The following is a 12396-nucleotide window of genomic DNA, read 5'->3' on the forward strand; positions in this document are numbered from 1 at the left end:
GCCGGACTTGATCCGGCATCCATGAACACGGACCTTTCCGGAAAAGACGGTGTTCATAGACTCCGGATCAAGTCCGGAGTGACGGAAAAGGGAAGGCTGGAAGGCCATGTGGACGCATGTCATCATCGTGGACCTGCTCGCCCTGATCCTGTTCGTCCTCGGCTTTCATCTGGCGTTCCGGCAGCGGCTGGTGCGCGGCGCCTGGGCGAAGTGGCGCGGCACCCCGCCGCCCCGGCCGCGCGCGAAGGGCGCGGACGCGGACCCCGCCCATTACGCCCTCATCATCTCGGGCGTGATGGTGATGGCGTTCGGCGCGATCCTCTTCTTCTTCACGACCGTCTACGGCCTCTTGACCGGCACGCAGGGGCCGTAAGGGCCGCCGCGACCGCAGCCTTTGCGGGCCTCGCCCTTTCCGCCTGCGCCGCGCGCCAGACAAGCGAGGCGGTCGCCGCCGACGCGCCGGGCTTCCTCCTTGGCCTCTGGCACGGCTTCATCTTCCCGGTCGCCTGGATCGTCTCGCTCTTCTTCCAGGACGTCGCGGTCTATGCGGTGCCGAACAATGGCGGCTGGTACGATTTCGGCTATTTCCTCGGCATCGTCGTCTTCGGCGTCGGCGCGCGGAAGAGCAAGGTCGTGTATAAGACGCGGAGGGTGAGGGGATGATGGCGCTTCGTCTTTCGCCCCATCTGCCTACCGAAACTGTGGCGCGCGCCCGTGGGCTTCGCCGCGACGCGACCGATGCAGAGCGGGCGCTTTGGAGTGGGCTACGTCACGCATTTTCGCACGTGCGCTTTCGCCGCCAGGTGCCGGTTGGGCCCTATTTCGCCGACTTTGCCTCGCACGGCGCGAAGCTCATCGTCGAGGTGGATGGCGGCCAGCATGCTGAAGCGGCGGGCTATGATACCGCTCGCACTGCTTTCCTGATGGCGGAAGGTTATTCCGTCCTTCGCTTCTGGAATAATGAAGTCCTGGTAAATTTGCCGGGAGTCCTCGAAACAATCGCCAATCACCTCCCTTCTCCCCCTGTGGGAGAAGGTGGCCCGCAGGGCCGGATGAGGGGTGCGCGACAAAGTCGCGCGCGGACCTCCGGTCCGCACCCCCACCCCGTCCCTCCCCACAAGGGGGAGGGAGGAAATATTACCTCTTCGTCCCCATATTCACCCTCACCCTCCCGCGCTGTGCGCGGGCCCCTCCCTCTCCCGCAGGGAGAGGGGTTCAAGGAGTAACGCCCATGTCCCTTCTTCAAGCCTCGAAACAGTATAAGCCGTTCGAATATCCCTGGGCGTTCGAATATTGGAAGCGTCAGCAGCAGCTCCACTGGCTGCCCGAGGAAGTGCCGCTCGGCGAGGATTGCCGCGATTGGGCGCAGAAATTGACCGATCATGAGCGCAACCTGCTCACCCAGATCTTCCGCTTCTTCACCCAGGCCGACGTGGAAGTGCAGGATTGCTACCACGAAAAATACGGCCGCGTGTTCAAGCCCACGGAAGTGAAGATGATGCTGACCGCCTTCTCCAACATGGAGACGGTGCACATCGCGGCCTACAGCCACCTGCTCGACACGATCGGCATGCCGGAAACCGAATATTCGGCCTTCCTCCAGTATAAGGAGATGAAGGACAAGCACGATTACCTCTCGACCTTCGGCGTCGACACGGACGAGGATATCGCCAAGACGCTCGCCATGTTCGGCGGCTTCACCGAGGGGTTGCAGCTCTTCGCTTCCTTCGCGATGCTGATGAACTTCCCGCGCTTCAACAAGATGAAGGGCATGGGCCAGATCGTCAGCTGGTCGGTCCGCGACGAGACGCTCCACTGCGAAGGCATCATCCGCCTGTTCCACACCTTCGTGAAGGAACGGAATTGCTTCACCCCGCAGGTGAAGGACGACATCATGGACATGTGCCAGAAGACGGTGCGGATCGAGGATGCGTTCATCGATCTCGTCTTCGAAATGGGCCCCGTCCCTGGCATGACGCCAAAGGACATCAAGCGCTACGTCCGCTACATCGCCGATTGGCGCCTGGGGCAATTGGGCCTCAAGCCCATCTACATGATCGAGGAGCACCCGCTCCCCTGGCTCGCGCCGCTCCTCAATGGCGTCGAGCACGCCAACTTCTTCGAAACCCGCGCCACCGAATATTCCAAGGCCGCGACCAAGGGCAATTGGACCGAGGTGTGGGACAATTTCGACCGCCGGAAAGCCGCCAAGGCCAACGATGTGGCCGAGGAAGGCGATGCGGGCGTCGACATGTTCGGACAGGCGGCTGCGGAGTAAGACAGATGTCGCTACGTCTTCTCGGACAAGAAGCATTCGTAGAAGCTAAACGAGCTGTATTTTTTCCCTCGAAGGCAATCACCAGCCCTGAACATCTATTTGGTCGATCCAAACAATTGGACCAAATCTCTCGCGCATTCGCTAGCGATGGCAAGCAGGTGTTCATTTATGGAGAGCGGGGTGTTGGGAAAACGTCACTCGCGAAGACCGCGGCTATCATACATCAAAGCTCAGATAACGATCCTGCGATTGTAAGCTGCGAGGCCACCAGTACTTTCCGACAGATTATGGAAGACGTAGCTATAGCCTGTCTGCCCACCGAAAATTTAATAAATAAGGTCACAAGTACTCGGGGTATCAATATCGGGGTCAAGGGCATGAACATTGAACTTGCCCAGCAGATAGAGAGTGGCTCTATTCCACCCATAACTAACATCAACAGAGCAATTGCTATATTGAAGTATATTGCACTGAAGCACTCAAATAAGCCTATAGTAATTATAGATGAGTTTGATAGGATAGAAGATCCTGCTCAGAAGAAGTCATTTGCGGAATTCATAAAGCAAATTTCGGATCAGGATCTTCCAATCAAATTCATTTTTTGTGGCATATCGAGGGATATCGAAAGTTTAATTGGCCAGCACTTTTCTGCTGGCAGGTATATGGCTCCAGTCGAATTGGGCCCTCTCCCGCATGACGCTCTCTGGCAGATTTTCGATCAGGCCGAAATCACTTTCGGTATTACTATAGATAGAGAGCTTAAGATTCGCGCGGGCCGGATCGCTGACGGCTATCCTTATTTTATGCATCTAATCGGCGATTGTTTGTTGTGGAACATGTACGCGGAACAGCCGCAAGCTGACGTCGCGACCCCCGAAATTTTCGAAAAGTCTGTTCAACAGGCAGTTGAAGATGCGGAACCGATGTTGCGAGATTGCTATGACACGGCAACAAAGAAATATGCCAATGAAGATTATCACGAAATACTATGGGCAGTCAGCGCTGTAACGGTTTTCCCGAAGAAATGGGACGAGATTTACGATAAATATTATAGGAATATAATCCACGCAAACACCCCAGAAAGCATGCTGACCAAGGACCAATTTTATAAGAGAATTCTTAAGCTAACTAAAGAATCTCACGGGGAAATATTAAGAACGAATGAGAATGGATGGTACGAGTTTCGTGAAAATGTAGTCAGAAGCTACGTGAGACTTAGAGCGGTAGAGGCTGGCGTCGATCTGGATGTAGACCTGCCCGGACCTTTAGCGGGCGCTTCACAGATTGGTTCTCTGGCTAAGGCATAGGAGGTGATATGGCAGATGTGAGCGTGAATAGCGTCAAACCTAGCGAAGTTTCGGATGAGATGGTGGCGCTTTACCTGCTAGCTTCTGTGGCCACCCACGAGGGTGGAGTATCTGTGACTATCAAGGATGGGATACCTCTCATTCATGGCGCAGATAAGAAATGGATCCTGGAAAACTACGTTGATTGCCTCAAGAGCATAATTCGCCGCGAGGTTCGAGGAGTTTAAGTCAACGTTGATCGAGGACTGACGAAAGTACCAGCCTGAGTTCTTGCCACTTAGTAGAGAGTGGCTGGCGTCCAATGACACCAGGTGAAAGAGCAGGGCGGCGGGCTGCGCCGCCCTGCTGTCAATGCCAGGTGGTCGGGGTCGCCGCCTCCGGCTTCGCGACGATCTGGTAATCGTCGCGATAGAGGATCTGGCCGGGGCGGTGGGTCGCGACCTTCGTGACCGGCACGCCGCATTCGCGGAGCAGCCACGCCATTACGAAGGCGTGCGCAATCATCTCGCGGGCATCGTCCACGAACCAGCAGATGCCGTCCGACCGCCAGCGCTTCCGCGACTTGACGAGGAAGCAGCCCCGGCGCGGCACCGGCAGGTTGGCGTTGAACCAGCCGATCTCTTCCCACAAGGCCGCGCGCAGCACTTCGGGCACATCCATGTCCCGCGCGCAGTCATAGGCTGGCCCGAACAGGCCATAATGGACCCCGCGGCGGACCTGCCACCACGGCGTGATGAAACGGATATACATGATGACCCTCGCGCCGGGACGCGCCCGGCGGATCGCTTTTCAGAAATGGGAAGTGACGGCCGCGCTTAGGCGCCGGCGGTCAGCGTGGGGCGTCCGCCCCTTTCAGTGAGGGCGGAGGCGCGAGATGAATTCTAAACATCGTCGACCTCATTCGTTTCGGGAGCGCGCCGATAATCTCCCGCCCGGCGGATGTAAAGCGGCGATTGGGTAAAGGGCGGGGCGATCCGGCCCCGCCGGAACGTGTCATCCCCCTTTGCGCTCGCGGGCATTTCCTGTATTATACACATAATACACAAGGAGAGCGCCCATGTTCGCCATTCTTCTCGCCGCAGCGCTGGCGGATGCGCAACCGGCGCCCGTGCAAATCCCCGAAGGCGCGGCGCTGACCCAGGCGATCGCGGCGCGGGACGATGAATTCTTCGCTTTGTTCTTTAGCGGGTGCGATCCGGCGCGGCTCGCCACGATGGTCGCCGGCGATCTCGAATTCTATCATGACCGGGGCGGGGTCGTCGCCCGGTCCGGCGCGGCCCTCGTCGCCAACTATGAAAAGCAGTGCGAGGCGCGGAAGGCGCCGGACGCATGGCGATCGCGGCGGGAATTGGTGCGCGCCAGCCTCCATGTCGATCCGGTGCCGGGATATGGCGCGATCGAGGATGGCGAGCATCTCTTCTACGAACGGCAGGGGGACGGGCCCGAACGCCTCGCCGGCCGCGCCCGCTTCACCCAGCTCTGGGTGCTTTCGCCCGACGGCTGGCGCCTCTCCCGCGTGCTGAGCTACGCCCACCGCAAGGCCGAATAGGCGCCGCACGTGGAGACGCGCCGGAGTTAACGCTTCCCATTTTCAGGGGAACGGCCGAGCCAAGGAAGAGCCGAAATCACCGTCGCCGGTCTGTTTTTGTCCAACGGACGCCGTTCTGCTATGCTCAAGCATCTTCCATTACGAAGGGAGGGGGGCATGAAGATTGCCGGCGCGGTTGTTGCGGGCGTAATCATCGCATTTCTTTGCATTTTCGGGCTGGAAGCTGTCAGCCACAGCCTCTTTCCCTTGCCGGCCGGAATCGATGTCTCCGATCCGGCGCAGCTGGCGGGCATGATGGACAAGATCCCGACGGGGGCGAAGGTCGCGGTGGTGGCTGGCTGGTTCGTCGGCGCGTTGGCCGGCGCCTGGGTTGCGTGCCGGATCGCGGGGCGCGCGCTCGCGGGCTGGATCGTCGCAATTCTCGTCGCGGTGAGCGGGGTCGCCACCATGCTGATGATCCCGCACCCGGCCTGGATGTGGGCGGCGGGCATCCTCCTGCCGCCCCTCGCGGCTTATATCGCCCAGCGTCTGGCCCGGGTCGCGGTCTAGAGTTTCGCGCGGGGGGGGGCGTTCATTTCCCCCCTTTCGGCCGCAAGGCCGCAATCGGGAGACGCGACCGCGAACTCAAAGTCTTATGCAACGAACTCATACCCGGCTCGTTCGGCCATAATCGCAATGACTTGGCGGCATTTTGCAGGTGATCCTCACCGGCGGCTTTCGAGCGCATGGAGACCGCCGATGCACCCCTCATACCCTTCGCTCGTTCCCCATGCGATCGCCGGTGCCGGGCACCAGGGGCGTATCCGGCCATCCGCCAGCCGTGGCGGGGAGAGGCGGGAGACGGCGTGCGAATGCCGGGCCATGGCCACGCTCAGTCTCGACAAGGCGGAGGCGCTTCCGTCCGGCCCCGGGCGCGAAAAATACGAACGTTCCGCCGCGATCTGGACCGGTCTCGCCATGGATATGGACAGGATCGAAGGCCGCGCGGCCGTCGATGGGACCGGCGCATGACGGCCTTTCCCGCTTTCCCCATGCCCTATATGACCAACCGGGAGCGCGAGGTGCTCGGCCATGTTTCGAAGGGCTGGTCGTCCAAGCAGGTCGCGCTCCTGATCGGCGCGGCGCCCCGCACGGTCGAGTCCCACATCGCCAATTTGAAGATCAAGCTGGGCGCGAAGAACAGCTCGCACATGATCCTGCTCGCCTTTCAATGCGGCGCGCTCGATGGGCCGGCGGATTAGGTTTTCGGGCGCCGCGTCCCTATATAGGCTCCATGACATCCTCCCCCACGACGCTCGAACGGGCGTTCGCGCTGGCCCGCTCGGGCGAATGCGCGTCCGTCGCCGATATCCGCGCCCGCCTGAAGCAGGAGCGGCACGATCAGGTCGAGGCGCACCTTGCGGGCGCCGCGATCAACCGCCAGCTGCGCGCCTTGTGCGGAGAGGCGCGCCGCTCCGAACTGGCCTGAGCGGGCGGCTAAACCCCCGATGAACGGAATGTAGTTTCCGGTTCATGCAACAAGGGGCGTTCCGGGCGGTTTTAAACCCCCGATGTGCAACAGCATCGGGAGTTTCCATGCGTAAGTCTATCAGTCTCTTTCTTCTTTCCGCCGCGCTCGCCGCGACGCCCGCCGCCGCCCAGCTGGGCGGCCTTGGCGGCTCCGTGGGCGCCAATGCCGGGGTCGGCGCCAATGCAGGCGTCAATTCCGGCGCCGCCGTGAACGGGGTGCAGGGCACGCTCGGCAACACCGTCAACCGCGTCGACGGAACGGTGAACGGCACGCTCAATCGCACCACCAATGCGCTCACCCGCAACCTGACGGTCGCCAGCCGCGCCGATGTGCGCACGGGGCTTGAGGTGCGCGATTCCCGCGGCCGCCGCATCGGCACGGTCCAGTCGGTCAGCGGCGACACCGCGGTCGTCGTTCAGGGCAATCGCAGCTATCGCGTCCCCCTCGCCTCGCTCTACCGCAATGCGACGGGGCGGGTGAACAGGCTGGTCACCAACCTCAGCCGCACGCAACTGGACGCGTCGGCGGGGGTCAACGCCAACGCTTCCGCCAGCCGCCGCTAAAAGCCGGCATCGGATGAAAGAAGGGGCGCCCCGCACCATGCGGCGGCGCCCCGATCCGTTAGAAGCCGGCAAATGCTTCATTCCCCACCAGCCCCAGCCGTTCGATCCCCGCGCTTTTGATCGCGGCAAGCACGCGGTCGTAATCCTCATAGCGCGCGGCGCCGTCGGCGCGGAGGTGGAGCTGCGCGGCGGCATCGGCCTTCGCTGCGGCGAGGCGGGCCGGAAGGGCGCTTTCCGGGATCGCCGCGCCGTCCCAGGTCAGGCCGCCGTCCGCCATCAACGACAGCCAGTGAATGACGGGATCGGCCGCGACTGGCGGCGGCGGACCCTGCGGCAAGTCCACCGCCACCTTGTGCGTGCCGATCGGGATGGTGACGATGAACATGATGAGCAGCACCAGCATCACGTCGATCAAAGGCGTGGTGTTGAGATCCTTGATCGGCGCGGCGTGACCGGCGTTGAAGACGGGGACGGGGCGATAATTCCGCATGGCGCTCTCCTCTATGGTATGTGACAACGTAACACATACCACATCGCTTCAAAACTATTTCCTGATAGCCATTGCCTTGGGGCACAATGCGGGCATGGGTGCACGAGCCCGTCGCGCCGACGGTGGCGGCGTCCACAACTCAGGCGGATGCAGGAGAGACCTGTCCAAAGCAGGGACAGTTGCACTGGACGATCGTTTCGGGTGCGTTAGGCTATTGCCTCTGCCCCGGAAGTCTGGTCCATAATGGACCGAAGCGGTGGCAGGAAAATATTCACGCACCGCGCATTGCGTCGAACGCAAACGCCCATGGGCGTCGATAGGGGGTGAGCCGGATGCCGATGCCATAGCGCCGCGGGCGTTCCAACAAAGTCATGAAATGATGCGCGGAAAGCGGCCTTTGGCCGCCCGCCCGGCCATGCGCGCCGCGATTGTCGCCGGTACGGCTTTTGACGGCAGAAACGTCCACACCGGCCAAAGAAGCGGGTCAACCCGCCAGGATCGCGGAAATGGGATCGCGCACCGAAAATTAGGGGGTGATATGAGGGTGAAAAGCTGGTTATGCGCGTCCGCGCTGAAGGCCGGTCTGTCGGAAAAAGCGTCGGACCGGGGCGCCGATGCCGTTTTGTACGATCTCGAGGATTCGGTCCCCATCCATCAGAAGGAAGAAGCGCGGCGGGAACTGGTCCGTCTGCTCGGCGAGCCGCAGCCGGTAAAGGTCGCGGTGCGGATCAACGGCGTGCGGACCGAGGAGGGGTTGAAGGACGTCCTCGCCCTCCTCGAACGGGCCGGATCGATCGATTCCATCCTTCTCCCCAAGGCGCGCTTGCCGGGCGACGTGGAATTCCTTCACGCCCTGCTCGCCGAAGTGCAGCAGGCCATTCCGATCTTCGCCATCGTCGAATCCGTCGCCAGCCTGTGGGACTTGCGGCACCTCAATCAAAAGCCGGAAGGCCTGGCGGGCCTCGTCTTCGGATCGGCGGATTTCGCGACCGACCTCGGCATCGCGCTTGACGGCGCAAACCTCACTTATGCGAAGAGCGAGATCGCCTTCACCGCGCGGCGGCTCGGCATAACGGCGATCGACTCGCCTTGCTTCCGCATCGACGATCCGGACCTGCTGAAGCATGAGCTGAACGACGCCAAGTCGCTCGGCTATTCGGGCAAGATCGCCATTCATCCGGGCCAGATCCCGCTCATCAACGCCATCTTCACGCCGACGGAAGCGGAGATGGAGCGCGCCGCGATGGTGCTGGATGCGCTGAGGAGGGGCGATCATGGCGGCATCGCGCGGATCGGCAGCGCGATGGTCGGTCCGCCCTTCGCCAAGCATGCCTCGCGCATCCTGGCCGCGGGGCCGTCCGCAGCCGCCCCGCCGTGCGAGGAAGGAGGCACGCTGTGACCGACAAATGCCTCAGCCGCCTCGAAGCGATCGGGCCGCAGCGCTACCGCGAATCCCACGGCCTTCATTATGAGGATTTCACCATCGGCGACGTGTACGAGCATCGCCCGGGCCGGACGGTGACCGAGGTCGACAATATCTGGCAGTCGCTGATCAACATGAACCAGCATCCGCTGCACATCGACCATGCCTATGCGGCGGAGACCGAATTCGGCCAGCCGCTCGTCTCCAGCCTCGTCACCTTCTCCATCGTCGGCGGGCTGAGCCTCGCCTCGACCAGTGCACGCGCCATCGCCAATCTCGGCTGGCGCAACGTCAGGCTGGTCGCGCCGGTCTTCGTCGGCGACACGCTCTACGCGGAATCCAAGGTGCTGGAGAAGCGCGAGTCCGGCTCGCGCCCCGGCCAGGGCATCGTCACCATGGAGACGAGGGGACTGAAGGCGGACGGCACCGAGGTGCTGGTCTGGGAACGCAGCTTCCTGGTGCCGCTGCGCGGCGCGGAAGCACGCGCCGCTGCCTGACAGGCTCCATCAACGACATCATAATCACAGGGGGAAATCATGGGACATTTCGGCAATATCAAGAAGATGATCGACGTTGGCATGGCGAGCTGGACGGAGGCCGCGCAGCACGGCCTCGCCCACGTCAAGACCGCGCGCTCGATCGGCAACCGGCTGGAGACGCCGGGCGGGCACCAGTTCATCAACATGGTCTCCTGCTCCTATCTCGGCCTCAATCGCCACCCTAAGCTGATCGAAGGCGCGATCCGCGCGATCCGGGAGGAAGGAATGATGAGCACCTCCATCTCCCGCACCCGCGTCGCGCCCGCCATGGCCGACGAGGTCGAAGCCCTGATGTCCGAAGTGTTCGGGGCCGAAGCGGTGCTCGCCATTTCCTGCGCGGCGGCGTCGGCGGGCGTGCTGCCGATCCTCGCGTCGGGTCACATGACGGACGGCGTGAAGCCATTCATGATCTTCGACAAGAATTGCCACTTCTCGATGAACGCGCTGAAGGCGGCGTGCGGCGACGAGACGCAGGTCGTCACCGGCGCCCATAACGACGTCGGTTTCATCGAGGAGATGTGCAAGACGCACCCGGTTGTCGCCTATGTCGCGGACGGCGCCTATTCGATGGGCGGCGCCGCGCCGGTCAAGGAATTGCTGGCGCTTCAGGAAAAATACGGCCTGTTCCTCTATCTCGACGACAGCCATTCCATTTCGGCGGTCGGCAAGCGCGGCGTCGGCCTCGCCCGTTCGCAGATGGACACACTCTCGAAGCGGACGATCATCGTCGCCTCGCTCGGCAAGGCGTTCGGCGCGACCGGCGGCGTCATCCTGCTCGGCGATCCGGAGCACCGGAAATTGCTCGAATATTTCGGCGGGCCGCTCGGCTGGTCGCAGATGGTGAATGCGGCGGGCCTCGGCGCCATCCGCGCTTCGGCCGAGATCCACCTCACCGACGAACTTGACACGCTGCAAGCCCGGCTCGGATCGATCATGCGCTATTTCGACACGATCATCCCGACCGAAAATGCCGGCAACGGCCTCCCCGTCCGGGTCATTCCCTTAGGAGAACCGTCGCGCGCCATCGAGGTATCGGCCAAGGTGTTCGAACGCGGCTTCTACACCTCGGCGGTCTTCTTCCCGATCGTCGCGCAGGGCAAGGCGGGCCTGCGCGTCATGGGCCGCGCCGATCTTGACGAAAGCGACCTCGAAAATCTCTGCAGCGCGATCAGCGAGTTCGTCGCGGCGTAAGAATAAAGGATCACCGCCTTATTCGGGCGGTGATCCCTGTTCCCTTCAGATATCGTCGGCGGCCGCCTTGCGCGCTTCCTTGAGGCTGGGGCGGCGCTTGTCGATGTCGAGGAAGTCGAGGCCGCATTGCTTGCGTTCGGATTCGAAGGACAATGCCTTGTAGCGGCCCTTCAGCTCGGCGAATTCCTGGGCCTTCATCCCGTCCCCTTTGAGGAACAGCAAGGCGGGGAGGAACAGTACGGCGCCCGCTGCCATCTTCGCCTTGTCGGCGGTGGCGCGTTTCTTCAGCGATCCGTACAGCGCGTCGGCGCGCTGCTCGATCGCGGCGCGCTCGACCAGAATGTCATCGCAGGCATAATCCTTGTAGGTGCCGGGCGAGACATAAGCAGCGTCGATCGACTTGGGGCTCGACGCGCAGGCGCCCAGCATCGCCGCCATGACCGCGAGAGACGCTATCCTGAAACGCTTTTTCACTTTCACCCCCACGGCCAAGGCCCTTGCTTTCCCGATTTTTTCAGTGGGATGACAGAGTAACGGAATATGCGCCAGGCCGCATCCCGCGGTCGACGAAATGCCGGTATTGCGCCGACGAACACTGCCGGTCACGCTTTTTCGATCACCGCCCCGACCGCCGCGATCCGATCCACTCCGGCATAAGCGGGGAGGCTCAATTCCTCCCCGAATATGTCGGGGTCGATCTCGCGGTAACGCAGCGTGCATTGAAGCGGCGGAAGCGCCTCTTCGAGCGCGTCCCGCAGCCTGTCGCGCCCGGAGACGATCGCGCTGCCGGTATAGAGAAGGACATGCCCGCCTCGCTCAACCCGCCGCGCCGCTTCCACGGTCCAATCGAGGGACAGCCCCGCGCCGTGCATGTCGCCGCCGTCGCGATAGGCGCGGCTCTGGCCGTCGGCGATGAAGGGCGGATTGGCGATGGCGAGGTCAAAAGGCATGCCGACCCCGTCGAGGCCGCTTCCTTCGACGCTCACGACGTCCACTTCCGCGAAGCAGGCATTGACGGCGGCGAGGCGAAGCGCGGCCGGGTTGATATCGGTCAGGACCGGCGCGGCCAGGCCCAGCGCGCGCGCCGCGACGATGCCGCCGACGCCCGATCCGGCGCCGATGTCGACGATCCGGCGCGGTGCGGCCCTGCCCTTCAATTCCGCCTGAAGAAAGGCCGCGAACCGGTAGCTGTCCGGACCGAAAAAGACCGAATCCTCCGCCTCGGTCGGATAAGCGGAATGGAGAAAGAGGAGTTCGTCGAGGCTCGAGACGCGCACGCGGCTTTTGAGAAGGCCCTCGCCCGCCTCGTCCAGGGCGTTCGCCTCGCGAAGATGGCCCAGAAGAGCCTGATCCAGGCTCGCGGGGCGGAAAGGCAGGTTCCACCCGAAAATGTCGCGAAGGTCGCGCGCCAGCCGTCCCGGCTCCCGGGCGAGGATGCGCCTGTGGCTGTCCGGCGTGACGGTAACGAACCGGTAACCGCCGGCCCGCAACCCTTCCAGCAGCCGGAGCAGTGCCAGTTGACCGCAATCGAGCGCGCGCATCCCCG

General features: G+C 62.5%; 18 protein-coding genes. 14 read left to right on the forward strand and 4 right to left on the reverse strand.

Annotated features, from left to right (window positions below):
• The first annotated feature begins 106 nt into the window (after window positions 1-106).
• The 5 genes from IC614_RS07600 (at window position 107) to IC614_RS07625 (ending at window position 3812) form a co-directional block, all read left to right on the forward strand.
• Window positions 107-373: a hypothetical protein gene (locus tag IC614_RS07600; protein WP_200970756.1), complete on the forward strand. Its 267-nt coding sequence runs from the start codon at window positions 107-109 to the stop codon at window positions 371-373.
• Window positions 374-662: 289 nt separating this feature from the next.
• On the forward strand, window positions 663-1226 hold the full coding sequence (locus IC614_RS12435; RefSeq protein ID WP_318963716.1) for an endonuclease domain-containing protein: 564 nt from the start codon (window positions 663-665) through the stop codon (window positions 1224-1226).
• 5 nt (window positions 1227-1231) lie between these two features.
• Window positions 1232-2278: a ribonucleotide-diphosphate reductase subunit beta gene (locus tag IC614_RS07615; protein WP_200970758.1), complete on the forward strand. Its 1047-nt coding sequence runs from the start codon at window positions 1232-1234 to the stop codon at window positions 2276-2278.
• A 5-nt stretch (window positions 2279-2283) separates the two neighbouring features.
• Window positions 2284-3585, forward strand: a complete 1302-nt coding sequence (locus tag IC614_RS07620) for an AAA family ATPase (RefSeq protein WP_200970759.1) — start codon at window positions 2284-2286, stop codon at window positions 3583-3585.
• Window positions 3586-3593: 8 nt separating this feature from the next.
• Window positions 3594-3812 carry a hypothetical protein gene (locus IC614_RS07625; RefSeq protein ID WP_200970760.1) on the forward strand — a complete coding sequence of 73 codons (219 nt, stop codon included), beginning with the start codon at window positions 3594-3596 and terminating at the stop codon, window positions 3810-3812.
• Window positions 3813-3933: 121 nt separating this feature from the next.
• On the opposite strand, the gene IC614_RS07630 is transcribed toward IC614_RS07625, so the two are convergent.
• The gene (locus tag IC614_RS07630; protein WP_200970761.1) at window positions 3934-4335 is read right to left on the reverse strand and encodes a hypothetical protein; all 402 of its coding nucleotides are present in this window, start codon (window positions 4333-4335) and stop codon (window positions 3934-3936) included.
• A gap of 307 nt (window positions 4336-4642) precedes the next feature.
• On the opposite strand from IC614_RS07630, the gene IC614_RS07635 reads away from it, so the two are divergent.
• The 6 genes from IC614_RS07635 (at window position 4643) to IC614_RS07660 (ending at window position 7207) form a co-directional block, all read left to right on the forward strand.
• Window positions 4643-5134, forward strand: a complete 492-nt coding sequence (locus IC614_RS07635) for a nuclear transport factor 2 family protein (RefSeq protein WP_200970762.1) — start codon at window positions 4643-4645, stop codon at window positions 5132-5134.
• 156 nt (window positions 5135-5290) lie between these two features.
• Entirely contained in the window at window positions 5291-5683 is a 393-nt protein-coding gene (locus IC614_RS07640) for a hypothetical protein (protein WP_200970763.1), read from the forward strand.
• Window positions 5684-5872: 189 nt separating this feature from the next.
• Window positions 5873-6145: a hypothetical protein gene (locus tag IC614_RS12275; RefSeq protein ID WP_207791100.1), complete on the forward strand. Its 273-nt coding sequence runs from the start codon at window positions 5873-5875 to the stop codon at window positions 6143-6145.
• Window positions 6142-6375 carry a response regulator transcription factor gene (locus IC614_RS07650; protein WP_200970765.1) on the forward strand — a complete coding sequence of 78 codons (234 nt, stop codon included), beginning with the start codon at window positions 6142-6144 and terminating at the stop codon, window positions 6373-6375. The genes IC614_RS12275 and IC614_RS07650 overlap by 4 nt, the downstream gene beginning before the upstream one ends.
• Before the next feature lie 32 nt (window positions 6376-6407).
• A complete protein-coding gene (locus IC614_RS07655) occupies window positions 6408-6602 on the forward strand; it encodes a hypothetical protein (protein ID WP_200970766.1) in 195 nt (64 codons plus the stop codon).
• Between the two features lie 107 nt (window positions 6603-6709).
• Window positions 6710-7207, forward strand: coding sequence for a hypothetical protein (locus tag IC614_RS07660; RefSeq protein WP_200970767.1), 498 nt, complete (start codon window positions 6710-6712; stop codon window positions 7205-7207).
• Between the two features lie 58 nt (window positions 7208-7265).
• Here the strand turns inward: IC614_RS07660 and IC614_RS07665 are convergent, their stop codons facing one another.
• Window positions 7266-7697, reverse strand: a complete 432-nt coding sequence (locus IC614_RS07665; protein WP_200970768.1) for an ExbD/TolR family protein — start codon at window positions 7695-7697, stop codon at window positions 7266-7268.
• 538 nt (window positions 7698-8235) lie between these two features.
• On the opposite strand from IC614_RS07665, the gene IC614_RS07670 reads away from it, so the two are divergent.
• From IC614_RS07670 to IC614_RS07680, 3 genes are read left to right on the forward strand one after another with little or no spacing between them, the layout of a single operon-like run.
• Window positions 8236-9096 (forward strand): HpcH/HpaI aldolase/citrate lyase family protein, encoded by an 861-nt coding sequence (locus IC614_RS07670; RefSeq protein ID WP_207791101.1) that lies wholly within the window; start codon window positions 8236-8238, stop codon window positions 9094-9096.
• Window positions 9093-9617, forward strand: a complete 525-nt coding sequence (locus tag IC614_RS07675; protein WP_200970770.1) for a MaoC family dehydratase — start codon at window positions 9093-9095, stop codon at window positions 9615-9617. Before IC614_RS07670 ends, IC614_RS07675 begins: the two co-directional genes overlap by 4 nt.
• A gap of 39 nt (window positions 9618-9656) precedes the next feature.
• Window positions 9657-10850, forward strand: a complete 1194-nt coding sequence (locus IC614_RS07680) for an 8-amino-7-oxononanoate synthase family protein (RefSeq protein ID WP_200970771.1) — start codon at window positions 9657-9659, stop codon at window positions 10848-10850.
• A gap of 45 nt (window positions 10851-10895) precedes the next feature.
• Here the strand turns inward: IC614_RS07680 and IC614_RS07685 are convergent, their stop codons facing one another.
• Window positions 10896-11324, reverse strand: a complete 429-nt coding sequence (locus IC614_RS07685; protein WP_200970772.1) for a hypothetical protein — start codon at window positions 11322-11324, stop codon at window positions 10896-10898.
• Between the two features lie 128 nt (window positions 11325-11452).
• The gene (locus IC614_RS07690) at window positions 11453-12391 is read right to left on the reverse strand and encodes a methyltransferase (protein WP_200970773.1); all 939 of its coding nucleotides are present in this window, start codon (window positions 12389-12391) and stop codon (window positions 11453-11455) included.
• Window positions 12392-12396 lie beyond the last annotated feature (5 nt).

This window comes from Sphingosinicella flava, assembly GCF_016025255.1.
In the GTDB taxonomy this organism is placed as follows: domain Bacteria; phylum Pseudomonadota; class Alphaproteobacteria; order Sphingomonadales; family Sphingomonadaceae; genus Allosphingosinicella; species Allosphingosinicella flava.

What these genes read in the sequence shown, in the direction of transcription:
- IC614_RS07600 (WP_200970756.1), top strand. Translation starts at nt 107, where the DNA reads ATGTGGACGCATGTCATCATCGTGGACCTGCTCGCCCTGATCCTGTTC.
- IC614_RS12435 (WP_318963716.1), top strand. Translation starts at nt 663, where the DNA reads ATGGCGCTTCGTCTTTCGCCCCATCTGCCTACCGAAACTGTGGCGCGC.
- IC614_RS07615 (WP_200970758.1), top strand. Translation starts at nt 1,232, where the DNA reads ATGTCCCTTCTTCAAGCCTCGAAACAGTATAAGCCGTTCGAATATCCC.
- IC614_RS07620 (WP_200970759.1), top strand. Translation starts at nt 2,284, where the DNA reads ATGTCGCTACGTCTTCTCGGACAAGAAGCATTCGTAGAAGCTAAACGA.
- IC614_RS07625 (WP_200970760.1), top strand. Translation starts at nt 3,594, where the DNA reads ATGGCAGATGTGAGCGTGAATAGCGTCAAACCTAGCGAAGTTTCGGAT.
- IC614_RS07630 (WP_200970761.1), bottom strand. Translation starts at nt 4,335, where the DNA reads ATGTATATCCGTTTCATCACGCCGTGGTGGCAGGTCCGCCGCGGGGTC.
- IC614_RS07635 (WP_200970762.1), top strand. Translation starts at nt 4,643, where the DNA reads ATGTTCGCCATTCTTCTCGCCGCAGCGCTGGCGGATGCGCAACCGGCG.
- IC614_RS07640 (WP_200970763.1), top strand. Translation starts at nt 5,291, where the DNA reads ATGAAGATTGCCGGCGCGGTTGTTGCGGGCGTAATCATCGCATTTCTT.
- IC614_RS12275 (WP_207791100.1), top strand. Translation starts at nt 5,873, where the DNA reads ATGCACCCCTCATACCCTTCGCTCGTTCCCCATGCGATCGCCGGTGCC.
- IC614_RS07650 (WP_200970765.1), top strand. Translation starts at nt 6,142, where the DNA reads ATGACGGCCTTTCCCGCTTTCCCCATGCCCTATATGACCAACCGGGAG.
- IC614_RS07655 (WP_200970766.1), top strand. Translation starts at nt 6,408, where the DNA reads ATGACATCCTCCCCCACGACGCTCGAACGGGCGTTCGCGCTGGCCCGC.
- IC614_RS07660 (WP_200970767.1), top strand. Translation starts at nt 6,710, where the DNA reads ATGCGTAAGTCTATCAGTCTCTTTCTTCTTTCCGCCGCGCTCGCCGCG.
- IC614_RS07665 (WP_200970768.1), bottom strand. Translation starts at nt 7,697, where the DNA reads ATGCGGAATTATCGCCCCGTCCCCGTCTTCAACGCCGGTCACGCCGCG.
- IC614_RS07670 (WP_207791101.1), top strand. Translation starts at nt 8,236, where the DNA reads ATGAGGGTGAAAAGCTGGTTATGCGCGTCCGCGCTGAAGGCCGGTCTG.
- IC614_RS07680 (WP_200970771.1), top strand. Translation starts at nt 9,657, where the DNA reads ATGGGACATTTCGGCAATATCAAGAAGATGATCGACGTTGGCATGGCG.
- IC614_RS07690 (WP_200970773.1), bottom strand. Translation starts at nt 12,391, where the DNA reads ATGCGCGCGCTCGATTGCGGTCAACTGGCACTGCTCCGGCTGCTGGAA.